The following is a 26,855-nucleotide window of genomic DNA, read 5'->3' as shown; positions in this document are numbered from 1 at the left end:
CTCTCGGATGATTTGCAAGTAGATGGTTTCCCCACTCGTTTACGTTCATAGGCCATTTCAACAAAATGAACTTCTGAACAGAACAGCAGTCTGTTGTTTATATTTTCATGAATCAATGAAATATAATTATGGATAGAAGCTCTGCTGGTATCAGTGGTAAATGCGCAAGATCAGATAATGGTTATAACCGCCCGGATGACCAGGCCGCTTCTTCAAGGCGTGGGCGATATAAACATTCTGCAGTCAGACCGTGGGATAACCCCCGCCCCACTACACCGGGGAGTAATAAATTTTACCGTGCTTCTGGCGCACGCTCTTCTCAATATCTACAGAGCCGTTCAGTAAACCCTGCCCAGGATTTTAATGCCCTTATCAAACAGGAAATAATGGCTGGTCTGGTGAGTAAATCGGCTCGCTTCGGCCATCGCTATGATGGGAGAGATCATGGTTACTATGCCAGTTCAATTAAAAAATACACGTCAGCTGCTAAACGACCGTTAAATCCAGCGGAACAAAGCCAGCTGATTCGTTTGCTGCAAAATTTTACCGTAACGCGCAGCTGGAATTGGCTAAGCCTGACGACAACAATTCATTCATTGACTTCAGCGGGTGTTTTTACCCCTCATAACCCAATGAATGAGCATGTTCAGCTCACTCAAACGGCCTTATTGTCCTCTCTACTGGATGCCATAATATTCAAGTGCAATCAAATGCCTCAAGCCAGGGAAATTGATGCCCGAGGTATCGCCAACCTGTTGTGGGCCATGGCGAAACTGGTGGGCAACGGGCAGGCTTGGATACCAGAGTTCAACGAGGCCGTAGCCACACTGTTACCCTGGATGAGCGCACAGAAAGACCAATTTATTCCTCAGCATATTGCCAACCTGTTCTGGGCCCTGGCAAAACTGGTGGACAACGGGCAGGAGCAGACACCAGAGTTCAAAGCGGCCCTTGCTTCGCTGTTGCCCTGTTTGAACGCACAGAAAAACCAATTTACCGGCCAGAATATTACGAACATTCTGTGGGCCATGGCGAAACTGGTGGACAACGGACTGGAGCGAATACCAGAGCTCAACAAGGCCCTGGCCGCCCTGCTGCCCCGCGTGAACGCTCAGAAAAACCAATTTATTCCTCAACATATCGCCAACCTGCTGTGGGCCATAGCAAAACTTGTGGACAACAAGCAGGGGCTGACACCAGAGTTCAAAGAGGCCGTGGTTGCGCTGTTGCCCAATGTAAATGCACAGAAAGCCAACTTTAAACGACAGGAAATCGCCAATCTGCTGTGGGCCATGGCAAAACTGGTGGACAACGAGCTGGAGCAAACACGAGAGCTCAAAAGGGCCGTGGCTGCGGTGTTGTCTCAGGTGAACGCACAGAAAGCTAACTTCAATCTGCAGGAAATCACCAACCTTCTGTGGGCCATGGCGAAACTGGTGGACAACGGGCAGGAACGGACACCTCGACTGAAAGAGGCCATAGCTGCGCTGTTGCCCAACGTGAACAGACACAAAGACCATTTTTTTCCGCGGGGAGTCGCCAACTTGCTCTGGGCCATTGCAAAACTGGTGGACAACAGCCAGGAGCAGACACCAGCTTTCAACAAGGCCGTGTCCGCGCTGTTGCCCTGTGTGAACACGCAGAAAAGCCAATTTAATCCGCAGGATATCGCCAACCTACTGTGGGCCATGGCGAAACTGGTGGAGAAAAGGCAGGAGCAAATACCGGGGCTGAAAGAGGCTCTGGTCGCTCTGTTGCCCTGCGTAAACGCTCAGAAAGCTAACTTTAAACCACAGGGTATCGCCAACCTGCTGTGGGCCATGGCGAAACTGGTGGACAACGGGCAAGAGCAGGTACCAGGGCTCAAAGAGGCTGTAGCCACAATATTGCCACATGTGAACGCACAGAAAGCCAACCTTACCCCACAGCAAATCAGCAACCTGCTGTGGGCCATGGCGAAACTGGTGGACAACGGACAGGAGCGAACACAAGGGCTTAAAGACGCCGTGGCCACGCTGTTGCCTCATTTGAACGCACAGAAAGAACAATTTAATGCGCAAGGCATCGTCAATCTGCTGTGGGCCGTGGCGAAACTGGTTGAGCATGGACAGGAGCGAACATCCGAACTCAACGAGGGTGTGGCCGCGCTGTTTCCCCGCGTGAACGCACTGAAAGACCAATTTATTCCTCAGCATATCGCCAACCTGCTGTGGGCCATGGCAAAACTGGTGGACAACGGGCAGGAGCAGACACCAGAGTTCAAAGAGCCAGTGGTTGCCCTGTTGCTCCACGTAATTGCACAGAAAGCTGACTTTAAACCACAGGAAATCACCAACCTGCTGTGGGCCATCGTAAAACTGGTGGACAACGGGCAGGAGTGGACACCAGCGTTCAAAGAAGCTGTGGCCGCGCTGTTGCCCCTGGTAAACAGACAGAAAGCTAACTTTAAACCACCGGAAATCACCATCCTGGTGTGTGCCATGGCGAAACTGGTGGACAGCGGGCAGGGGTGGATACCAGAGCTCAACGAGTCCCTGGCGGCGCTGCTGCCCCACGTGAACGCACAGAAAGACCAGTTTAATGCCCAGAGTATTGCCAACCTGCTGTGGGCCATGGTGAAACTGGTGGATAACAGGCAGGAGCAGACGCCAGATCTTATAGAGACCGTGGCCGCACTGTTGCCCAGCGCGATTGCACAGAAAGCTAACTTTAAACCACTGGAAATCGCCAATCTGCTGTGGGCCCTGGCGAAACTGGGTGAACTGATTAACCTGAACACAGTTTCCTCTATGTTTGAATCGCTGGTCTACCGCATCAGCGACAACCCTCAACTCTCTCAGCGAGCGATATTGATGTCACTCTGGGGAGTAATGGTTTGCTGTGCCAGGTTGTCTCTGATCTCCACTGCCAATAAAAATAACGTGCTTGAACAGCACATGGATGACCTGTTTACTCGCCTGGAAAATGCCACCCCAGACAATGATGAGGATCTATCCATCATTGCCATGGCGGCAAGTTGGCTTGGGAGAGAGTGTCCGGTCGTTCCCCATTACCAGACCACCATGTCAACACCTCAAACCAACTTCTGCGGTCAGCTCCAATCACACATTCCCTCCTTGAAGATCGTACAAGAAAAGAGCCTTAACCTATTACCGCCGGTTGACCTGCTACTGCCAGATCTCAACATGGTTATTGAAATTCAGGGACCGACTCATTACGTGAATGGTGATTTCACAACCAGGAATGGTTCGACTCTGCTGAAAATCGCACTGCTGCAAAAAGCAGGATTTGAGGTCATTGAAATCCCGGTTAACCAGCTTTGGAACCGGAATTTAATCAAACTATGTGTTGATCACATAAAGACCAGGATAGACATTTTCAATAAAATGAACTTCTGAACAGCAGAGCAGTCTGTTTTTTATATTCTCATGAATTAATGAAATATATATGCATAAAATCTCTGCTGGTATCAGTGGTAAATACGCAAGACCAGGTAATGGTCACAACCAACCAGATGACCATGCCGCTTCTTCAAGGCTTGGACGATATATACATGCCACAGTCAGACAGTGGGATAATGCCCCCCGCTCTACCCCGGAGCGTAACGAGTTTTACCATTCTTCTGGCGCATGTTCTTCTCTACAGCATCGTTCAGTAAACCCTGCGCAAGATTTTAATGGCCTCATCAAACAGGAAATAATGGATGATCTGGTGAGTAAATCGGATTATTTCGGTCATCGCTATGATGGGAGACATCACGGGCAATATGCCAATTCAATTAAAAAATACACGTCAGCTGCTAAAAGACCGTTAAATCGAGCTGAACAAAGCCAGCTGATACGTTTGCTGCAAAATTTTACCGCAACACGAAGCTGGAATTGGCGAAGCCTGACGACAACATTTCATTCGTTTACTTCATCGGGCGTGTTTACCCATCATAAACCCATGGATGAGCGTATTAAACTTACTCAAGCTCACTTGTTGTCAACGCTACTTGATGCAATAACATTCAAGTGCAACCAAAAACCTCAAGCCAGGGATATTGATGACATGGGAATCGCCAACCTGCTATGGGCCATGGCAAAACTGGTGGACAACAGGCAGGCGCAAACAACAGATTTCAACGTAGCCGTTGCCGCGCTGTTGCCCCACGTAAACGCACTGAAAACTAATTTTAAACCACAGGGTATCACCAACCTGTTGTGGTCCATGGCGAAACTGGTCGACAACGGGCAAGAGCGGATACCAGGACTCAAAGAGGCCGTGGCCACGCTGTTGCACCGGGTGAACGCAAAGAAAGCTGACTTTAACCTACAGCAAATCACCAACCTGCTTTGGGCCATTGCGAAACTGGTGGACAACGGACAAGGGCAAACACAAGGGCTCAAAGAGGCTGTTGCCGTGCTGTTGCCTCTTGTGTATGCGCAGAAAGACCAGTTTAATGCCCAGCGCATCGCCAACCTGCTGTGGGCCATGGCGAAACTGGCGGACAACGGCCAGAAACGGACGCCCGAGTTCAATGCAGCCGTGAACGCGCTGTTGCCCCACGTGAACGCACAGAAAGACCAATTTAATCCCCAGGGCATCGCCAACTTGCTGTGGGCGATAGTGAAACTGGTGGACAACGGCCTGAAGCGCACACCAGAATTCAAAGAAGCCGTGGCCGTGTTGTTGCCCTGCGTGAACGCACAGAAAGCTAACTTTAAACCACAGGGGATCGCCAACCTGCTTTGGGTTATGGTGAAACTGCCGGACATCGGGCAGGAGCCGACACCCGAGCTCAACGAAGCCGTGACCGCGTTGTTGCCCTATGTGAAGGTACAGAAAGCTAACTTTAAACCACAGGGTACCACCAACCTGCTGTGGGCCATGGCGAAACTGGCGGACAACGGGCAGGAGCGGGTGCCCGAATTCAATGAAGCCATGACTGCGCTGTTGCCCTATGTGAAGGCACAGAAAGACCAATTTATTCCTCAGCATGTCGCCAACCTGCTGTGGGCCCTGGCGAAACTGTTGGACGACGGACCGGAGAAGACACAAGAGTTCAATGAGGCCGTGGCCACTCTTTTGTCCTGCGTGAACGCACAGAAAGACCAATTTATTCCCCAGCATATCGCCAATTTGATGTGGGCCATGGCGAAACTGGTGGACAATGGACAGGAGTGGACGCCAGAGTTCTACAAAGCTGTAGCCGCGCTGTTGCCCCAAGTGATCGCACAGAAAGCTGACTTTAAACCACAGGAAATCGCCAACCTGCTGTGGGCCATAGCGAAACTGGTGGACAACGGTCAGGAGCAGACAGCGCAGTTCAACGAAGCCGTGGCTGTGCTATTGCCCCTCGTGAACGCCATGAAAGCTGACTTTATCGCACAGGAAATTGCCAACCTGCTGTGGGCCACGGCGAAACTGGCGGACAACGGGCAGGAGCAGACAGCAAGGTTGAAAGAGGCCATGGCCGCGCTGCTGCCCTTCGTGAATGCACTGAAAGCCAATTTTAATCCACAGGAAATCGCCAATCTGTTGTGGGCCATGGCGAAACCGGGTGAACTCCTTGAGCTGAATATGGTGACTTCTACATTCGAATCTCTTGTCTACCGAATCAGTGAAAACCCTCAGCTCTCTCAGCAAGACATATTGATGTCTCTATGGGGAGTAATGGTATGGTGTGCCAGGTTGTCCCTGATCTCCAACGCCAATCAAAATAGCGTGATTGAAAAGTACATAGATGATCTGTTTACTCGTCTGGAAAATACCGCCCCAAACAATGAAGATGAACAATCCATCATTGCCCTGGCCGCAAGTTGGCTTGGGAGAACGTGTCCGATCGTCCCCCATTACCTGCGCACCATGTCACAACCTCAAGCCGAATTCCGCGATCAACTCAAATCATGCATTCCCTCTTTGAAGATTGAAGAAGAAAAGTGTCTGAACTCGCTGCCTCCGGTTGACCTGCTACTGCCAGATCACAACATTGTTATTGAAATTCAGGGACCGTTTCATTACGTGAGTGGTGATTTCAAAACCAGGAATGGTTCGACTCTGCTGAAAATCGCACTGCTGAAGAAAGCAGGATTTGAGGTCATTGAAATCCCTGCTAACACGGTTTGGGACCAGGATTCAATAAAACCATGTATTGATCAAATAAAGACCAGGGAGGGAGCTTCCAGACTTTAGTCCGTATCCACAGGTGATCCTTTGGCAGATTAAGCAAAATGAACTTCTGAACAGCACCGAAGTCTGCTTTTTATATTCTCATGAATTGATGAAATATAATTATGGATAAAAGCTCTGCTGGTATCAGTGGTCATTACGCAAGATCAGGTAATGGTCACAACCAACAAGATGACCGTGCCGCTTCATCAAGGCGTGGACGATACAGACACGCCACAGTCAGACAGTGGGATAATACTCAACGCACTACACCGGGGTGTAATCAATTTTACCGATCCACTGCCGTATGCCTTTCTCAACATCTACAGTGTCGTTCAGTAAACCTGGCCCAGGGTTTTTACGCCCTCATCAACCAGGAAATAATAGATAATCTGGTGCGTCAATCTGAACGTTTTGGTCATCGCTATGATGGGAGGTGTCATGGTCAATATGCCAGTTCAATTAAAAAATACACGTTAACTGTTAAAAGACCGTTAAATCGAGCAGAACAAAGCCAGCTGATACGTTTTCTGCAAAATTTTACCATAAAACGAAGCTGGAATTGGCGAAGCCTGACGACAACATTTCATTCATTGACTTCAGCAGGTATTTTTACCCCTCATAACCCTATGAATGAGTGTGTTAAGCGTACTCAAACTGCCTTATTGTCAACGCTTCTTGATGTATTAATATTCAAGTGCCATCAAAAACCTCAAGCCAGGGATATTGATGCCATCGGAATCACCAACCTGCTATGGGCCATCGCGAAACTGGTGGACAGCGGGCAGAAGCAGACACCAGAGCTCAAACAGGCCGTGGCCGCGCTGATGCCCCATCTGAGCGTAAAGAAAGACCAATTTATTCCTCAGCATCTCGCCAACCTGCTGTGGGCCATGGCAAAACTGGTGGACAACGGTCAGGAGCAGACAGCAGAGATCAAAAAGGCCGTGGCCGCGCTGTTGCCCCATGTGAATGCCCAGAAAGACCAGTTGAGTCCTCAGAATATCGCCAACCTGCTGTGGGCCGTGGCGAAACTGGTGGACAACGGCCAGGAGTGGACACCCGAGCTCAACGAGGCCGTGGCCGCTCTGCAGCCCTGTATAAACGCACAGCAAGACCATTTTATTCCTCAGCATATCGCCAACCTGCTGTGGGCCATGGCGAAACTGGTGGACAACGGGCAGCAACAGACACCATGGCTCAAACAGGCTGTGGCCGCACTGTTACCCCACGTAAACGCACAGAAAACTAACTTTAAGCCACAGGAACTCGTCAGCCTGCTGTGGGCAATGACGAAACTACTGGACAACGGTCAAGAGCAAAGACAAGGGCTCAAAGAGGCCGTGGCCGTGCTGTTGCCTCAAGTGAACGCAAAGAAAAGCCAATTTAATGCTCAGGGCATTGCCAACCTGCTGTGGGTCGTGGCGAAACTGGTGGACAACGGGCAGGAATGGACACCCGGGCTGAACGCGGTCGTTCACGCGCTGTTGCCGCACGTGAACGTACAGAAAGACCAATTTAATCCTCAGCATATCGCTAACCTGCTGTGGGCCATGGCGAAACTGGTGGGCAACGGTCAAATACTGACGCCAGAGTTCAAAGAGGCCGTCGCCGTGTTGTTGCACCTCGTGAACGCACAGAAAGCCAACTTTAAACTACAGGGTATCACCAACCTGCTGTGGGCTATGGCGAAACTGACGGACAACGGCCAGGAGCGGACACCTGAGCTCAACGAAGCAATGGCCGCGCTGTTGCCCCACGTGATCGCACGGAAAGCTGACTTTTTACCACAGGAAATCGCCAACCTGCTGTGGGCCATGGCGAAGGTTGTCAACGGCCCGGGGCAGATACCAATGCTCAACAAAGCCGTGGCCGCGCTGTTGCCCTACGTGAAAACACAGAAAGACCAACCTATTCCTCAGCAAATCGCCAACCTGCTGTGGGCTCTGGCGAAACTGGTGGATAACGGGCAGGAGCAAACACCAGAGTTTAAAGAGGCTGTCGCCGCACTGTTGCCCCACGTGATTACACAGAAAGCTGGCTTTAAACCACAGGAAATCGCCAACCTGCTTTGGGCCATGGCGAAACTGGTGGATAACGGGCAGGAGTGTACACCAGAGTTCTACGAGGCTGTGGCCGCGCTGTTGCCCCACGTGATCGCACGGAAAGCTGACTTTATACCGCAGGAAATCGCCAACCAGCTGTGGGCCATGGCGAAACTGGTGGACAACAGTCAGGAGCAGACAGCTGAGCTCAACGAAGCCGTGGCTGCGCTGTTGCCCTACGTGAATGCACAGAAAACCAACTTTAAACCACAGGAAATCGCCAACCTGCTGTGGGCCACGGCGAAGCTGGGTGAGCTCGTTGAGCTGCCCCTGTTTACCTCCACGTTCAAATCACTTGTCCACCGAATCAGTGACAACCCCCGGCTCTCTCAACAAGATATATTGATGTCACTTTGGGGAGTAATGGTATGCTGTGCCCGGTTGTCTCTGGCCTCCAATGCCAATAAAAATAACGGACTTGAAAAGCACATGGATAACCTGTTTACTCGTCTGGAAAATACCTCCACAGACAATGAAGAGGATCAATCCATCATTGCCATGGCCGCCAGTTGGCTTGGGAGACAGTGTTCGTTCGTCCCCCATTACCAGACCATCAGGTCAAGACCTCAAACCGACTTCCGCAATCAACTCCAGTCATGCATTCCCTCTTTGAAGATTGAAGAAGAAAAGAGCCTGAACTCATTGCCTCCCGTTGACCTGCTACTGCCAGATCACAACATTGTGATTGAAGTTCAGGGACTGTCCCATTACGTGCGCGGTGATTTAAAAACCAGGAAAGGTTCGACTCTGCTTAAAATCGCACTACTGCAAAAAGCAGGATTTGAGGTCGTTGAAATCCCGGCTAATACACTTTGTAACCGTTATTTAATGCAACTATATATTGAGAAAATAAAGACCAGGGTGGACCATTTCAGTAAAATGAACTTCTGCACAGAATAGCAGTCTGTTTTTTATATTTTCATGAATTGATGAAATATAAATATGCATAGAAGCTCAGCTGGAACCTTTGGTTTATACGCAAGACCAGATAATCATGCCAACCAACCGGATACCCATGACGCTTCTTCAAGGCGCGTGCAATATAGACAGGGCACAGTCGAATGGTGGGATAATCCACCCCGCACTACCCCGGGGCATAATGAATTTTATCATTTCTCTGGCGCATACCCTTCTCAAAATCTACTGTGCCGTTCAGTGATCCCCGCTCAGAATTTTAATGACCTTATCAAACAGGAAATAATGGCAGATCTGGTGAGTAAATCTAATCGTTTTGGTCATCGCTACGATGGGAGAAATCACGGGCAATATGCCAGTTCAATTAAAAAATACACGTCAGCTTCTAAAAGACCGTTAAATCGAACAGAACAAAGCCAGCTGATGCGTTTGCTGCAAAATTTCACAGCAACACGGGGCTGGAATTGGCTGAGCCTGACGACAACATTTCACTCATTGACTTCAGCGGGTGTTTTTACTCTTCATAAACCCATGGATGAGCGAGTTAAACTTGCCCAGGCTAACTTATTGTCAACGCTATTTGATTCAATAATATTTAACTGCAACCAAAAACCTCCAGCTAGGGATATTGATGCACAGGGTGTCGCCAACCTGCTGTGGGCCATGGCAAAACTGATGGACAACGGGCAGGAACGGACACCAGAGTTCAACGAGGCCGTTGTCGCGCTGTTGCCCCACGTGAACGCACAGAAAAACCAATTTAAGGCCCAGGGCATTGCCAACCTGCTGTGGGCCATGGCGAAACTGGTGGACAACGGACAGGAGTGGACAGCAGAGTTCAACAAGACCGTGGCCGCGCTGCTGCCCCACGTGAACGCACAGAAAACAAACTTTAGACCACAGGAAATCACCAACCTCCTGTGGGCCATGGCAAAACTGGTGGACAACGGGTACGAACAGACACCAGAGTTCAACGAAACGGTGGCTGCGCTGTTGCCCTGCGTGATCCAACAAAAAGCTAACTTTAACCCACAGGAAATCACCAACCTGCTGTGGTCCATGGCGAAACTGGTGGACAACGGGCTGGAGCGGACACCAGTGCTCAAAGAGGCTCTGGCTGCGCTGTTGCCCCACGTAAACGTACAGAAAGAACAATTTAATGCCCAGGATATCGCCAACCTGCTGTGGGCCATGGCGAAACTGGAGGACAGCGGGCTGGAGCGAACACCGGAGCGCAAAGATGCTATGCTCGCGCTGATGCCCCACGTGAATGCACAGAAAGACCAATTTATTCCCCAGCATATCGCCAACCTGGTGTGGGCCATGGCAAAACTGGTGGACAACGGGTACGAACAGACACCAGAGTTCAACGAAGGGGTGGCTACGCTGTTGATCTGCGTGATCGTACAAAAAGCTAACTTTAACCCACAGGAAATTGCCAACCTGCTGTGGGCCATGGCAAAACTGGTGGATAACGGGCTGGAGCAGACACCAGAGTTCAACGAAGCGGTGGCTGCGCTGTTGATCTGCGTGATCGCACAAAAAGCTAACTTTAACCCACAGGAAATCACCAACCTGCTGTGGGCCATGGCGAAACTGGTGGATAACGGGCAGGAGCAGACACCAGGGCTCAACGAGGCCGTGGCCGCGCTGTTGCCCCGCGTGAACGCACTGAAAGACCAATTTAATGCCCAGGGTATTGCCAACCTGCTGTGGGCCACGGCCAAACTGGGTGAACTCATTGAGCTGAACCTGGCTACCTCTACGTTCGAATCGCTTGTCTATCGAATCAACAAGAACCTGCAGTTTTCTCAGGAAGAGATATCGATGTCTCTCTGGGGAGTCATGGTATGCTGTGCCAGGTTGTCTCTAGACTCCAATGCCAATAAAAATAATGTGTTTGAAAAGCACATGGATGACCTGTTTACTCGCCTGAAAAATACCTCGCCAGATAATCAAGAGGATCAATCCATTATGTTCATGGCCGCAAGTTGGCTTGGCAGAGCCTGTCCGGTCGTTCGCCATTACCACACAAACATTTCAAAAACCCAGGTCGACTTCCGCGATCAACTCAAATCATCTATTCCATCTTTGAAGATCGAAGAGGAAAAAAGTCTGAACTCATTACCTCCGGTTGACCTGCTTCTGCCAGATCACAACATGGTGATTGAAGTTCAGGGCCCCTCTCATTACGTGGGTGGTGATTTCAAAACCAGGAAGGGTTCGACTCTGCTGAAAATCGCACTGCTGCAAAAAGCAGGATTTGAGGTCATTGAAATCCCGACTAACCAGCTTTTGAACAACGATTTAATGAAACCCTATATTGATCAAATAAAGATCAGGATAGGCATCCCGCCACAGGGGCATGGCTTTGTATCACTTAAAAGAGCGTGGGCAGGTGCTGCATACGTAACTACCGAAGAACATTTAGCAGAGCAAACCAGCCCGGCAAAGAGGAAGAAAACAAACAGCCAGTAATCGCCTTCCTCCCATCATGACTCAAGTAAACTTTGCCGCACAATGAACTTCTGGGCAGAACAGCAGTCTGCTTTTTATATTTTCATGAATTAATGAAATATAATTATGGATAGAAGTTCTGCTGGTATCAGTGGTCAATACACAAGATCAGATAACGGTTACAACCAACCGAATGGCCATGCCCCTTCTTCAAGGCATGGGCGATACCGACATGCCACAGTCAGACAATGGAATCATCCCACCCGCACTGCACCGGGTCGCAATGAATTTTACCATTCTTCTGACACACGCTCTTCTCAACATCTACTGCGCCGTTCAGTACACCCTGCTCAAAATTTTCATGCCCTCATCAAACAGGAAATAATGGATGATCTGGTGAGTAAATCGGATCGTTTCGGTCATCGCTATGATGGGAGAAATCACGGTCTATATGCCAGTTCAATTAAAAAATACACGTCAGCGTCTAAAAGACCGTTAAATCGAGCGGAACAAAGCCAGCTGATGCGTTTGCTGCAAAATTTCACAGCAACACGGAGCTGGAATTGGCGAAGCCTGACGACAACACTGCACTCATTGACTTCAGCGGGTGTTTTTACCCCTCATAAACCCATGGATGAGCGTGTCAGGCTCACTCAAGCTGCCTTATTGTCGACGCTACTGGATGCAATAATATTCAAGTGCAAGCAAAAACCTCAAGCCAGGGATATTGGTGCCCATGGAATCGCCAACCTGATGTGGGCCATGGCGAAACTGGTGGACAACGGGCAGAAGCCGACACCAGAGTTCAACGAGGCCGTGGCCGTGTTGTTGCCCCATGTGAACGCACAGAAAAAACAATTTATTCCTCAGGGAATCGCCAACCTGCTGTGGGCCATGGCGAAACTGGTGGACAACGGGCAGGAGCGGACACCAGAGCTCAACGAGACCGTGTCCACGCTGTTGCCCAGCGTGAACGCACAGAAAGCTGACTTTAAACCACAGGAAATCACTAGCCTGCTGTGGGCCATGGCGAAACTGATGGACAACGATCGGAAGTGGGTACCAGGGCTCAAAGAGACTGTGGCCGTGTTGTTGCCCCACGTGAACGCACAGAAAAACCAATTTAATGCCCAGGAAATCGCCAACCTGCTGTGGGCCATGGCGAAACTGGTGGACAAAGGGCAGGAGCGGACACCAGGTCTCAACGAGGCCGTGGCCGCGCTGTTGCCCCACGTGAACGTACAAAAAGCGAACTTTAAACCACAGGGTATCGTTAACCTGCTGTGGGCCATGGCGAAACTGGTGGACAACGGGCAGGAACTGACACCAGAGTTCAACGAGGCCCTGGCCGCGCTGTTGCCCCACGTGAACGCACAGAAAGACTGGTTTATTCCTCAGCATATCGCCAACCTGCTGTGGGCCATGGCAAAACTGGAGGACAACGGGCTGGAGCGGACACCAGATTTCAACAAGGCCGTGGTCACGCTGTTGCCCCACGTAAACGCACAGAAAGACCAGTTTAGTCCTCAGCATATCGCCAACCTGCTGTGGGCCATGGCAAAACTGGAGGACAAAGGGCAGGAGCAGACACCAGATCTCACCGAGACCGTAGCCACGCTGTTGCCCCACGTGAACGCACAGAGAGCTAACTTTAAACCTCAGGAAATCACCAACCTGCTGTGGGCCATGGCGAAACTGGTGGACAACTGCTACGAGCAGACACCAGAGTTCAACGAAGCTGTAGCTGCGCTGTTGCCCTGCGTGACCGTACCAAAAGCTAACTTTAAACCACAGCATATCACCAACCTGCTGTGGGCCATGGCGAAACTGGTAGATAACGGGCAGGAGCAAACACCAGGGTTCAAAAAGGCCGTGGCCGCGCTGTTGCCCCACGTGAATGCACAGAAAGACCAATTTACTGCCCAGGGCATCGCCAACCTGCTACTGGCCATGGCGAAACTGGTAGATAACGGGCAGGAGCAAACACCAGAGTTCAAAAAGGCCGTGGCCGCGCTGTTGCCCCGCGTGAACGCACAGAAAGACCAGTTTAGTCCTCAGCATATCGCCAACCTGCTGTGGGCCATGGCGAAACTGGTGGACAACGGGCAGGAGCAGACACCAGAGTCTCAACGAGGCCGTGGCGGCGCTGTTGCCCTTCGTGCACATACAAAAAGCTAACTTTAACCCACAGGAAATCGCCAACCTGCTGTGGGCCATGGCGAAACTGGTGGACAACGGGCAGGAGCAGACACCAGGGTTCAACGAGGCCGTGACCGCGCTGATGCCCCTCGTGAATGGACAAAAAGCTAACTTTAAACCGCAGGGTATCGCCAACCTGCTTTGGGCCATGGCGAAACTGGTGGACAACGGGCTGGAGCAGACACCAGGTCTCAAAGAGGCCGTGGCCGCCCTGTTGCCCCTCGTGAACGCACATAAAGCGGACTTTAAACCACAGGAAATCGCTAACCTGCTGTGGGCCATGGCGAAACTGGGTGAACTCGTTGAGCTGAACGTGGTTACCTCTACGTTCGAATCGCTTCTCTATCGAATCAGTAAGAACCTTCAGTTTTCTCAGAAAGAGATATCGATGTCTCTCTGGGCATTAATGGTATGCTGTGCCAGGTTGTTTCTGGACTCCAATGCCAATAAAAATAACCTATTTGAAAAACACATGGATGACCTGTTCATTCGTCTGGAAAATACATCGCCAGATAATGGAGAGGATCAATCCATCATTACCATGGCTGCAAGTTGGCTTGGCAGAACCTGTTCGGTCGTCCGCCATTACCAGACAATCATTTCAAAAAACCAAGTCGACTTCCGTGATCAACTCAAATCATCTATTCCAGCTTTGAAGATCGAAGAAGAAAAGAGTCTGAACTCATTACCTCCGGTTGACCTGCTACTGCCAGATCACAACATGGTGATTGAAGTTCAGGGACCCTCTCATTACGTAGGTGGTGATTTCAAAACCAGGAATGGTTCGACTCTGCTTAAAATCGCACTGTTGCAAAAAGCAGGATTTGAGGTCATTGAAATCCCGACTAACCAGCTTTTGAAGAAACGATTTAATGAAACCCTATATTGATCAAATAAAGATCAGGGTAAGCATCCCGCCACAGGGTCATGACTCTGTATCACTTAAAAGAGGGTGGACAGATGCTGCATACGTGACTGGTGAAGAACATTTAGAAGAGCAAACCAACCCGGCAAAGAGGAAGAAAACAAACAGCCAGTAATCGCCTTCCTCCCATCATGACTCAAGTAAACTTTTCCGCAAAATGAACTTCTGGGCAGAACAGCAGTCTGCTTTTTATATTTTCATGAATTAATGAAATATAATTATGGATAGAAGTTCTGCTGGTATCAGTGGTCAATACACAAGATCAGATAACGGTTACAACCAACCGAATGGCCATGCCCCTTCTTCAAGGCGTGGGCGATACAGACATGCCACAGTCAGACAGCGGGATAGTCACCCCCGCTCTACCCCGGGATGTAATGAATTTCACCATTCTTCTGGCACACGCCCTTCTCAATATTTAATTCACCGTTCAGTAAACTCTGCTCAAGATTTTAATGCCCTCATCAAACAGGAAATAATGGATGATCTGGTGAGTAAATCGGATCGTTTCGGTCATCGCTATGATGGGAGAAATCACGGGCAATATGCCAGTTCAATTAAAAAATACACATCAGCTGCTAAAAGACCGTTAAATCGAACAGAACAAAGCCAGCTGATGCGTTTGCTGCAAAATTTTACCGCAACACGGAGCTGGAATTGGCGAAGCCTGACGACAACACTTCACTCATTTACTTCAGCGGGTGTTTTTACCCCTCATAAACCCATGGATGAGCGTGTTAAGCTCACTCAAGCTGCCTTATTGTCAACGCTACTTGATGCAATAATATTTAAGTGCAACCAAAAACCTGAAGCCAGGGATATTGATGCCCAGGGAATCGCCAACCTGCTGTGGGCCATGGCGAAACTGGTGGACAACGGGCAGGAGCGGACACCAGAGCTCAAAGAGGCCGTGGCCGTGTTGTTGCCCCATGTGAACGCACAGAAAAAACAATTTATTCCTCAGGGAATCGCCAACCTGCTGTGGGCCATGGCGAAACTGGTGGACAACGGGCAGGAGCGGACGCCAGAGCTCAACGAGGCTGTGGCTTCGCTGTTGCCCCATGTGAACGCACAGAAAGACCAATTTAATACCCAGAATATTGCCAACCTGCTGTGGGCCATGGCGAAACTGTCGGACAACGGGCAGAAGTGGACACCAGAGCTCAACGAGGCCGTAGCCTTGCTGCTGCCCCACGTGAACGTACAAAAAGCTGACTTTAAACCACAGGGTATCGCCAACCTGCTGTGGGCCATAGCGAAACTGGTGGACAACGGCCAGGAGCGGACACCAGGGCTCAACGAGGCCGTGGCCGCCCTGTTGCCTCACGTGAATGCACAGAAAGACCAATTTATTCCTCAGGCTATCGCCAACCTGCTATGGGCCGTGGCAAAACTGGTGGACAACGGGCAGGAGCGGACACCAGAACTCAAAGAGTCTGTGGCTGCACTATTGCCACACGTAAACACACAAAAAGCTTGCTTTAAACCACAGGAAATCGCCAGCCTGCTATGGGCTATGGCGAAACTGATGGACAACGGGCAGGGGCCGACACCAGAGTTCAGCGAGGCCGTGGCCGTGCTGTTGCCCCAAGTGAACGCACAGAAAGACCAGTTTATTCCTCAGCATATCGCCAACCTGCTGTGGGCCATGGCGAAACTGGTGGACAACGGGCAGGAGCCGACACCAGAGCTCAACGAGGCCGTGGCTGCCCTGTTGCCCCATGTGAACGCACAGAAAGACCAATTTATTCCTCAGCACATCACCAACCTGCTGTGGGCCATGGCGAAACTGGTGGACAACGGGCTGGAGCCGACACCAGAGCTCAAAAGGGCCTTGGCCGCGCTGTTGTCCCACGTGAACGCACAGAAAAACCAACTTAATGCCCAGGGCATTGCCAACCTGTTTTGGGCCATGGCGAAACTGGTGGACAACGAACTGGAGCGGACACCGGGGCTCAAAGAGACCGTGGCCGCACTGCTGCCCCTCGTGCAAGCACAGAAAAACCAACTGAATGCCCGGAGCATTGCCAACCTGCTGTGGGCCATGGCGAAACTGGTAGACAAAGGGCAGGAGCGGACGCTGGCGCTTAAAAAGACTGTAGCCGCGCTGTTGCCCCATGTGAACGCACAGAAAGAGCAGTTTACTGCCCTGGGTATCGTCAACCTGCTGTGGGCCATGGCGAAACTGGTGGACAGCGGACTGGAGCGAACACAAGGGCTCATAGAGACCGTGGCCGAACTGTTACCCCACGTGAACGCAATGAAAGACCAATTTATTCCTCAGCATATTGCCAACCTGCTGTGGGCCATGGCAAAACTGGTGGACAACGGGCAGGAGTGGACACCAGAGCTCAAAGAGGCAGTGGCCGCGCTTTTGCACTACGTGAACGCACAGAAAAACCAATTTAATACCCAGAATGTCGCCAACCTGCTTTGGGCCATGGCAAAACTGGTGGACAACGGAGAGTGGGTACCAGAGCTTAAAGAAGCTGTGGCCGCGCTGTTGCCCTACGTGAACGCACAAAAAGCCCACTTTAGACCACAGGAAATCGCCAACCTGCTGTGGGCCATGGCGAAACTGGGTGAACTCGTTGAGCTACAAGTGGTTACCTCTACGTTTGAATCGCTTGTCTGCAGATTAAGTGACAACCTTCAGCTCTCTCAGCAAGATATATTTATGTCTCTCTGGGGCATAATGGTATGCTGTGCCAGGTTGTCTCCAGACTCCAATGCCAATAAAAATAACATGCTTGAAAAGCACATGGTTGACCTGTTTACTCGCCTGGAAAATACATCCCCGGACAATGCAAAGGATCAACGCATCATTGCCATGGCCGCCAGTTGGCTTGGGAGAGCAAGTCCGATCATCCCCCATTACCAGACAACCATTTCAAAACTTCAATCCGACTTCCGCGATCAACTCCAATCATGCATGCCCTCTTTGAAGATTGAAGAAGAAAAGTGTCTGAACTCATTGCCTCCCGTTGACCTGCTGCTGCCAGATCACAACATGGTTATTGAAATTCAGGGACCGTCTCATTACGTAAGTAATGATTTTAAAATCAGGAATGGTTCGACTCTGCTTAAAATTGCACTGTTGCAAAAATCAGGATTTGAGGTCATTGAAATCCCGGTTAACCAGCTCAGGAGCCAGGATTCAATGAAACTTTACATTAATCAAATAAAGACCAGAGTGGAAATCCCGCCACAGGGTCATGGCTGTGTATCACTTAACACCGCATGGGCAGATGCTGCATACGTGACTGCCGAAGAACATTTAGGAAGAGCAAACCAATCCAGCAAAGAGGAAGAAAACAAACAGCCAGTAATCGCCTTCTTCCCATCATGACTCAAGTAAACTTTTCCGCAAAATGAACTTCTGAACAGAACAGCAGTCTGCTTTTCATATTTTCATGAATTAATGAAATATAATTATGGATAGAAGTTCTGCTGGTATCAGTGATCAATACACAAGATCTGATAACGGTTACAACCAACCGAATGGCCATGTCGCTTCTTCAAGGCGTGGGCAATACAGACATGCCACAGTCAGAAAGCGTGATAGTCACCCCCGCTCTATCCCGGGATGTAATGAATTTCACCATTCTTCTGGCACACGCCCTTCTCAATATTTAAGGCACCGTTCAGTAAACTCTGCTCAAGATTTTAATGCCCTCATCAAACCAGAAATAATGGATGGTCTGGTGAGTAAATGGGATCGTTTCGGTCATCGCTATGATGGGAGAAATCACAGTCAATATGCCAGCTCAATTAAAAAATACACGTCAGCTGCTAAAAGACCGTTAAACCGAACAGAACAAAGCCAGCTGATGCGTTTGCTGCAAAATTTTACTGCAACACGGAGCTGGAGTTGGCGAAGCCTGACGACAATATTTCATTCATTCACTTCAGCAGGTGTTTTTACCCCTCATCAACCCATGAATGAGCATGTTAAACTCACTCAAGCTGCCTTATTGTCAACACTGCTTGATGCAATAATATTTAAGTGCAACCAAAAACCTGAAGCCAGGGATATTGATGCCCAGGGTGTCGCCAACCTGTTGTGGGCCATGGCGAAACTGATGGACAACGGGCAGGAGCGGACAGCAGAGCTCAAAGAGGCCGTGGCCGCGCTGTTACCCCACATGAACGCACAGAAAGACCAATTTAAGGCCCAGGGTATCACCAACCTGTTGTGGGCCATGGCGAAACTGGTGGACAACCGGCAGGAGCAGACACCAGGACTCAAAGAGGCCGTGGCCGCGCTGTTGCCCTACGTGAACGCACAGAAAGACCAATTTAATGCCCAGGGTATAGCCAACCTGTTGTGGGCCATGGCGAAACTGGTAGACAACGGGCAGGAGCAGACACCAGGACTCAAAGAGGCCGTGGCCGAGCTGTTGCCCCACGTAAACGCACAGAAAACTAACTTTAGACCACAGGGAATCGCCAACCTGCTGTGGGCCATAGCGAAACTGGTGGACAACGGCCAGGAACGGACACCAGGGCTCAACAAGGCCGTGGCCGCCCTGTTGCCCCACGTGAACGCACAGAAAGACCAATTTATTCCTCAGGCTATCGCCAACCTGCTGTGGGCCATGGCAAAACTGGTGGACAACGGTCAGGAGCAGACACCAGAACTCAAAGAGGCTGTGGCTGCGCTGTTGCCCCACGTAAACACACAAAAAGCTTGCTTTAAACCACAGGAAATCGCCAACCTGCTATGGGCCATGGCGAAACTGGTGGACATCGGACAGGAGCAGACAACAGATCTTAACGAGGCCGTGGCCGTGCTGTTGCCACAAGTGAACCCAGAGAAAGCTAACTTTAAACCACAGGAAATCGCCAACCTGCTGTGGGCCATGGCGAAACTGATGGAGAACGGGCAGGAGCAGACACCAGAGCTCGACGAGGCCATGGCCGCCCTATTGCTCCTCGTGAACGTACAAAAAGTTAACTTTAAACCACAGGGTATCGTCAACCTGCTGTGGGCCATGGCGAAACTGGTGGACAACGGGCTGGAGCAGACACCAGAACTTAACGAGACCGTGGCCGTGCTGTTGCCCCACGTGAACGCTCAGAAAGCTAACTTTAAATCACAGGGTATCGCCAACCTGCTGTGGGCCATGGCGAAACTGGTGGACAACGGGCTGGAGCAGACACCAGAACTTAACGAGACCGTGGCCGTGCTGTTGCCCCACGTGAACGCATACAAAGACCAATTTATTCCTCAGCATATCGCCAACCTGCTGTGGGCCATGGCGAAACTGGTGAACAGCGGGCAGGAGCGAACACCAGAGCTCAAAGAAGCAGTGACCGCGCTCTTGCGCCACGTGAACGTACAGAAAGCTCACTTTAAACCTCAGGAAATCACCAACCTGCTGTGGGCCATGGCGAAACTGGTGGACAACGGGCATGAGCAGACACCAGAGCTCAACGAGGCCGTGGCCGCGCTGTTGCCCCTCGTGAACGCACGGAAAGACCACTTTAATACCCAGGGCATTGCCAACCTGCTGTGGGCCATGGCGAAACTGGTGGACAGCGGGCAGGAGCAGGCACCAGAACTCAACGAGGCCGTGGCTACCCTGTTGCCCCTCGTGAACGCAAAGAAAGACCACTTTAATACCCAGGGCATTGCCAACCTGCTGTGGGCCATGGCGAAACTGGTGGACAACGCGCAGGAGAAGATACCAGGGCTTGTGGAGGCCACGGCCGCGCTGTTGCCCCACATGAACGCACAGAAAGCTAACTTTACACCACAGGCAATCACCAACCTGCTGTGGGCCATGGCGAAACTGGTGGACAACGCGCAGGAGCGGACACCAGAGCTCATCGAGGCTGTGGTCGCGCTGCTGCCTCTCGTGAACGCACAAAAAGCTAACTTTACACCACAGGCAATCACCAACCTGCTGTGGGCCATGGCGAAACTGGTGGACAACGGGCAGGAGCGGACACCAGAGCTCAACGAGGCTGTGGTCGTGCTGCTGCCTCTCGTGAACGCACAAAAAGCTAACTTCAAATCACAGGAAATCGCTAACCTGCTTTGGGCCATGGCGAAACTGGTGGATAACGGGCAGGAGCAGACACCAGGGCTCAACGAGGCTGTGGTCGCGCTGTTGCCCCTCGTGAACGCACAAAAATCTAACTTTAAACCACAGGAAATCGCTAACCTGCTATGGGCCACGGCCAAACTGGGTGAACTCGTTGAGCTGAACGTGGCTACCTCTGCGTTCGAATCGCTCGTCTATCGAATCAGTGAGAACCTTCAGTTTTCTCAGGAAGGGATATCGATGTCTCTCTGGGGAGTCATGGTATGCTGTGCCAGGTTGGCTCTATACTCCAATACCTATAAAAATAACGTGCTTGAAAAGCACATGGGTGACCTGTTGACTCGCCTGGAAAATACATCGCCAGATAATGAAGATGATCGATCCATCATGATCATGGCCGCAAGTTGGCTTGGCAGAGCGTGTCCGGTCGCCCCCCCTTACCAGACAATCGTTTCAAAACGTCAATCCGACTTCCGCAATCAACTCCAATCATCTATTCCATCTTTGAGGATTGAAGAAGAAAAGAGTCTGAACTCATTACCTCCGGTTGACCTGCTTCTGCCAGATCACAACATTGTGATTGAAGTTCAGGGCCCCTCTCATTACGTGAGTGGTGATTTCAATACCAGGAATGGTTCGACTCTGCTCAAAACCGCACTACTGCAAAAAGCAGGATTTGAGGTCATTGAAATCCCGGCTAACCGGCTTTTGAACAACGATTTAATGAAACCCTATATTGATCAAATAAAGACCAGGATAGGCATCCCCCCACAGGAGCATGGCTCTGTATCATTTAATAGAGGGTGGGCAGATGCTGCATACGTGACTGGCGAAGAACATTTAGAAGAGCAAACCAACCCAGCAAAGAAGAAGAAGAGAAGAAGAAAACAAACAGTCAGTAATCGCCTGCCTCCCATCATGACTCAAGTAAACTTTTCCGCAAAATGAACTTCTGAGCAGAACAGCAGTCTGCTTTTTATATTTTCATGAATTAATGAAATATAATTATGGATAGAAGTTCTGCTGGTATCAGTGGTAAATACACAAGATCAGGTAATGATTACAACCAACCGAATGACCATGCCCCTTCTGCAAGGCGTGGGCGATATAGATATGCCACAGTCAGACAGTGGGATAATCCCCGCAATGCCCCGGGGCGTAATGAATTTTACCATTCTTCTGGCACACGCTCTTCTCAACACCCACTGCGCCGTTCAGTAACCCCTGCTCAAGATTTTAATGCCCTCATCAAACAGGAAATAATGGATGATCTGGTGAGTAAATCGGATCGTTTCGGTCATCGCTATAATGGAAAAAATCACAGTCAATATGCCCTTTCAATTAGAAAATACACGTCAGTTGCTAAAAGACCGTTAAACCGGGCGGAACAAAGCCAGCTGATACGTATGCTGCAAAACTTTACCCCAACACGGAGCTGGAATTGGCGAAGCCTGACGACAACACTTCATTCATTGACTTCAGCGGGTGTTTTTACCCCTCATTACCCCATGGATGAGCGTGTTAAGCTTACTCAAGCTCACTTATTGTCAACGCTACTTGATGCAATAATATTTAACTGCAACCAAAAGCCTGAAGGCCGGGATATTGATGCCCGTGGTATCGCCAACCTGCTGTGGGCCCTGGCGAAATTGGTGGACAACGGGCAGAAGCAGACACCCGAGTTTAAAGAGGCCATGGCCACCTTGTTTCCCCTCGTGAACGCACAGAAAGACCAATTTATTCCTCAGCATATCGCCAACCTGCTGTGGGCCATGGCGAAACTGGTGGAAAACGGGCTGGAGCGAACAACAGGACTCAACGAGGCCCTGATCGTGCTGTTGCCCCAGGTCGACGCACAGAAAGGCCAATTTAATGTCCAGGGTATAGCCAACCTGCTGTGGGCCATGGCGAAACTGGTTGACAACGGGCAGGAGCGGACACCAGGGCTCAAAAAGGCCGTGGCCGCGCTGTTGCCCCAAGTGAATGCTCAGAAAGCTAACTTTACACCACAGGGTATCGCCAACCTGCTATGGGCCATAGCAAAACTGGTGGACAACGGGCTGGAGCGGACACCGCAGCTCAACGAGGCCGTGGCCGTGCTGTTGCCACAAGTGAACCCAGAGAAAGCTAACTTTAAACCACAGGAAATCACCAACCTGCTGTGGGCCATGGCGAAACTGGTGGACAACGGGCAAAAGCGAACACCAGAGCTCAACGAGGCCATGGCCGCGTTGTTGCTGCACGTGAGCGCACAGAAAGACCAATTTAAGGCCCAGGCCATTACCAACCTGCTGTGGGCAATGGCGAAACTGGTGGACAACGGGCTGGAGCGTACACCAGGGCTGAAAGAGGCCTTAGCCGCTCTGTTGCCCCTCGTGAACGCACGGAGAGCTACCTTTAAACCACAAAGTATCGCCAACCTGCTGTGGGCCATGGCAAAACTGGTGGACAACGGGCAGGATCCGACACCAGAGTTCAAAGAGGCCGTGGCTGCACTTTTGCACCACTTGAACGCACAGAAAGACCAATTTAATGCCCGGGATATCGCCAACCTGCTTTGGGCCATAGCGAAACTGGTGGACAACGGGCTGGAGTCAACACCAGAGCTCAACGAGGCCGTGGCCGCACTGTTGCCCCACGTGAATGCACAGAGAGCAACCTTTAAACCACAAGGTATCGCCAACCTGCTGTGGGCCATGGCGAAACTGGTGGACAACGGGCAGGAGTCGACACCAGAACTCAACCAGGCCGTGGCCGCACTGTTGCCCCTCGTGAACGTACAGAAATACCAGCTTAATGCCCATGGCATTGCCAACCTGCTGTGGGCCATGGCGAAACTGGTGGATAACGGGCAGGAGTGGACACCAGAGTTCAAAGCGGCCGTGGCTGCGCTGTTACCCCACGTGAGCGCACGGAAAGCTAACTTTACACCACAGGGTATCGCCAACCTGCTGTGGGCCATGGCGAAACTGGGTGAACTCGTTGAGCTGAATGTGGTTACCTCTACATTCGAATCGCTTGTCTACCGAATCAGTGAAAACCCTCAGCTCTCCAGGCAAGATATATCGATGTCTCTCTGGGGCGTAATGGTATGCTGTGCCAGGTTGTCTCTAGACTCCAATGCCAATAAAAATAACGTACTTGAAAAGCACATGGATGACCTGTTGACTCGCCTGGAAAATACATCACCAGATAATGAAGAGGATCAAACCACCATTGCCATGGCCGCCAGTTGGCTTGGCAGAGCGTGTCCGTTCACCCCCCATTACCAGACAACCATTTCAAAACATCAGGCCGACTTCCGCAATCAACTCCAATCATGCATGCCCTCTTTGAAGATTGAAGAAGAAAAGAGTCTGAACTCATTACCTCCGGTTGACCTGTTACTGCCAGATCACAACATGGTGATTGAAGTTCAGGGATCGTCTCATTACGTGAATGGTGATTTCAAAACCAGGAAGGGTTCGACTCTGCTGAAAATCGCACTGCTGCAAAAATCAGGATTTGAGGTCATTGAAATCCCGGTTAACAGGCTTTGGAACCAGGATTTAATGAAACCATTTATTGATCAAATAAAGAAGAGAACAAACAGCCAGTAATCGTCTCCCTGCCATCGTGACTCAGGAACCGTTTTCACAATTCAGAGTAGATGTTCTCCTCCAACCACTTGCGTTTATAAACCGTTCAACAAAATGAACTTCTGAACAGAACCGCAGTCTGCTTTTTATATTCTCATGAATTAATGAAATATAATTATGGATAGAAGATCTGCTGGTATCAGTGGTAAATACACAAGATCAGGTAATAATTACAACCAACCGAATAACCATGCCCCTTCTTCAGGGCGTGGGCGATATAGACATGCCACAGTCAGACCATGGGATAATTCCCCACGCACTGCACCGGGTCGCAATGAATTTTACCATTCTTCTGGCACACGCTCTTCTCAACATCTACAGTGCCGTTCAGTAAACCCTGCTCAAGATTTTAATGCCCTCATCAAACAGGAAATAATGGATGATCTGTTGAGTAAATCGGATCATTTCGGTCATCGCTATGATGGGAGAAATCACGGGCAATATGCCAGTTTAATTAAAAAATACACGTCAGCTGCTAAAAGACCGTTAAATCGAGCAGAACAAAGCCAGCTGATACGTTTGCTGCAAAATTTTACCGCAACACGGAGCTGGAATTGGCGAAGCCTGACGACAACACTTCACTCATTGACTTCAGCGGGTGTTTTTACCCTTCATAAACCCATGGATGAGCGAGTTAAACTTACTCAAGCTAACTTATTGTCAACGCTATTTGATGCAATAATATTTAACTGCAACCAAAAACCTCAAGCCAGGGATATTGATGCCCGGGGTATCGCCAACCTGCTGTGGGCCATGGCGAAACTGGTGGACAACGGGCAGGAGCAGACACCAGAGTTCAACGAGGCCGTTGTCGCGCTGTTGCCCCACGTGAACGCACAGAAAGACCAATTTAAGGCCCAGGGCATTGCCAACCTGCTGTGGGCCATGGCGAAACTGGTGGACAACGGGCTGGAGCGGACACCAGAGCTCAACGAGGCCGTGGCTTCGCTGTTGCCCCATGTGAACGCACAGAAAGACCAATTTAATACCCAGAATATTGCCAACCTGCTGTGGGCCATCGCGAAACTGTCGGACAACGGGCAGAAGCGGACACCAGAGCTCAACGAGGCCGTAGCCGTGCTGCTGCCCCACGTGAACGTACAAAAAGCTAACTTTAAACCACAGGGTATCGCCAACCTGCTGTGGGCCATGGCGAAACTGGTGGACAACGGCCAGGAGCAGACACCAGAACTCAACGAGGCCGTGGCCGCCCTGTTGCCCCACGTGAACGCACAGAAAGACCAATTTATTCCTCAGGCTATCGCCAACCTGCTGTGGGCCGTGGCAAAACTGGTGGACAACGGTCAGGAGCAGACACCAGAACTCAAAGAGGCTGTGGCTGCGCTGTTGCCACACGTAAACACACAGAAAGCTTGCTTTAAACCACAGGAAATCGCCAGCCTGCTATGGGCCATAGCGAAACTGGTGGACATTGGACAAGAGCGGACACCAGAGCTCAACGAGGCCGTGGCCGCCCTGTTGTCCCACGTAAACGCACAGAAAGCTCACTTTAAACCACAGGGTATCGCCAACCTGCTGTGGGCCATGGCGAAACTGGTGGACAACGGGCAGGAGCCGACACCAGAGCTCAAAGAGGCCGTGGCCGCGCTGTTGCCCCACGTGAACGCATACAAAGACCAATTTATTCCTCAGCATATCGCCAACCTGCTGTGGGCCATGGCGAAACTGGTGGACAACGGGCAGGAGCCGACACCAGAGCTAAAAAGGGCCTTGGCCGCGTTGTTGTCCCACGTGAACGCACAGAAAGCTCACTTTAAACCACAGGGTATTGCCAACCTGCTGTGGGCCATGGTGAAACTGATGGACAACGTCCAGGAGCGGACACCAGAACTCAAAGAGACCGTAGCCGCGCTGTTACCCCGCGTGAACGCACAGAAAAACCAGTTTAATGCCCTGGCTATTGCCAACCTGCTGTGGGCCATGGCGAAACTGGTGGACAACGGGCAGGAGCCAACACCAGAGCTCAAAAGGGCCTTGGCCGCGCTGTTGTCCCACGTGAAGGCACAGAAAGCTCACTTTAAACCACAGGGTATCGCCAACCTGCTGTGGGCCATGGCGAAACTGGTGGACAAAGGGCTGGAGCGGACACCAGGTCTTAACGAGGCCGTGGCCGTGCTGTTGCCCCAAGTGAACGCACAGAAAGACCAGTTTATTCCTCAGCATATCGCCAACCTGCTGTGGGCCATGGCGAAACTGGTGGACAAAGGGCTGGAGAAAACACCAGAGCTCAAAGATGCTGTGGCTGCGCTGTTGCCCCACGTAAATGCACAGAAAGACCAATTTAATCCCCAGCATATCACCAACCTGCTGTGGGCCATGGCAAAACTGGTGGACAACAGGTACGAGCAGACACCGGAGCTCAACGAAGCGTTGGCTACGCTGTTGACCTGCGTGA

The 26,855-nt window shown here is 50.8% G+C and carries 11 protein-coding genes; all 11 read left to right on the top strand.

From position 1 onward, the window contains the following. Positions 1 to 128: 128 nt before the first annotated feature. Positions 129 to 3,398 carry a DUF1601 domain-containing protein gene (locus tag ACO6UX_RS03120; protein ID WP_422444789.1) on the top strand — a complete coding sequence of 1,090 codons (3,270 nt, stop codon included), beginning with the start codon at positions 129 to 131 and terminating at the stop codon, positions 3,396 to 3,398. 49 nt (positions 3,399 to 3,447) lie between these two features. Then, positions 3,448 to 6,174 (top strand): DUF1601 domain-containing protein, encoded by a 2,727-nt coding sequence (locus ACO6UX_RS03115; RefSeq protein WP_422444787.1) that lies wholly within the window; start codon positions 3,448 to 3,450, stop codon positions 6,172 to 6,174. 101 nt (positions 6,175 to 6,275) lie between these two features. Continuing rightward, on the top strand, positions 6,276 to 9,155 hold the full coding sequence (locus tag ACO6UX_RS03110) for a DUF1601 domain-containing protein (protein WP_422444785.1): 2,880 nt from the start codon (positions 6,276 to 6,278) through the stop codon (positions 9,153 to 9,155). A gap of 42 nt (positions 9,156 to 9,197) precedes the next feature. Then, positions 9,198 to 11,648 (top strand): DUF1601 domain-containing protein, encoded by a 2,451-nt coding sequence (locus tag ACO6UX_RS03105; protein WP_422444783.1) that lies wholly within the window; start codon positions 9,198 to 9,200, stop codon positions 11,646 to 11,648. Positions 11,649 to 11,753: 105 nt separating this feature from the next. After that, positions 11,754 to 13,805, top strand: coding sequence for a DUF1601 domain-containing protein (locus tag ACO6UX_RS03100; protein ID WP_422444781.1), 2,052 nt, complete (start codon positions 11,754 to 11,756; stop codon positions 13,803 to 13,805). Next, complete coding sequence (locus ACO6UX_RS03095) at positions 13,786 to 14,715, top strand: DUF1601 domain-containing protein (RefSeq protein ID WP_422444779.1); 930 nt, start codon at positions 13,786 to 13,788, stop codon at positions 14,713 to 14,715. Before ACO6UX_RS03100 ends, ACO6UX_RS03095 begins: the two co-directional genes overlap by 20 nt. Further along, complete coding sequence (locus ACO6UX_RS03090) at positions 14,699 to 14,866, top strand: hypothetical protein (protein ID WP_422444777.1); 168 nt, start codon at positions 14,699 to 14,701, stop codon at positions 14,864 to 14,866. Before ACO6UX_RS03095 ends, ACO6UX_RS03090 begins: the two co-directional genes overlap by 17 nt. Positions 14,867 to 14,971: 105 nt before the next feature. Further along, positions 14,972 to 18,100, top strand: coding sequence for a DUF1601 domain-containing protein (locus tag ACO6UX_RS03085; protein ID WP_422444775.1), 3,129 nt, complete (start codon positions 14,972 to 14,974; stop codon positions 18,098 to 18,100). A gap of 85 nt (positions 18,101 to 18,185) precedes the next feature. After that, the gene (locus ACO6UX_RS03080) at positions 18,186 to 21,749 is read left to right on the top strand and encodes a DUF1601 domain-containing protein (RefSeq protein WP_422444773.1); all 3,564 of its coding nucleotides are present in this window, start codon (positions 18,186 to 18,188) and stop codon (positions 21,747 to 21,749) included. Positions 21,750 to 21,808: 59 nt separating this feature from the next. Next, positions 21,809 to 24,400: a DUF1601 domain-containing protein gene (locus tag ACO6UX_RS03075; protein ID WP_422444771.1), complete on the top strand. Its 2,592-nt coding sequence runs from the start codon at positions 21,809 to 21,811 to the stop codon at positions 24,398 to 24,400. Positions 24,401 to 24,556: 156 nt separating this feature from the next. Beyond that, positions 24,557 to 26,855: DUF1601 domain-containing protein (locus ACO6UX_RS03070; RefSeq protein WP_422444769.1), on the top strand; the 2,299-nt coding region annotated here is incomplete at its 3' end.

This window comes from Endozoicomonas sp. ALB091, from assembly GCF_049310265.1.
Taxonomy (GTDB): domain Bacteria; phylum Pseudomonadota; class Gammaproteobacteria; order Pseudomonadales; family Endozoicomonadaceae; genus Endozoicomonas.
This window is presented reverse-complemented; position numbering and strand designations above follow the sequence as displayed.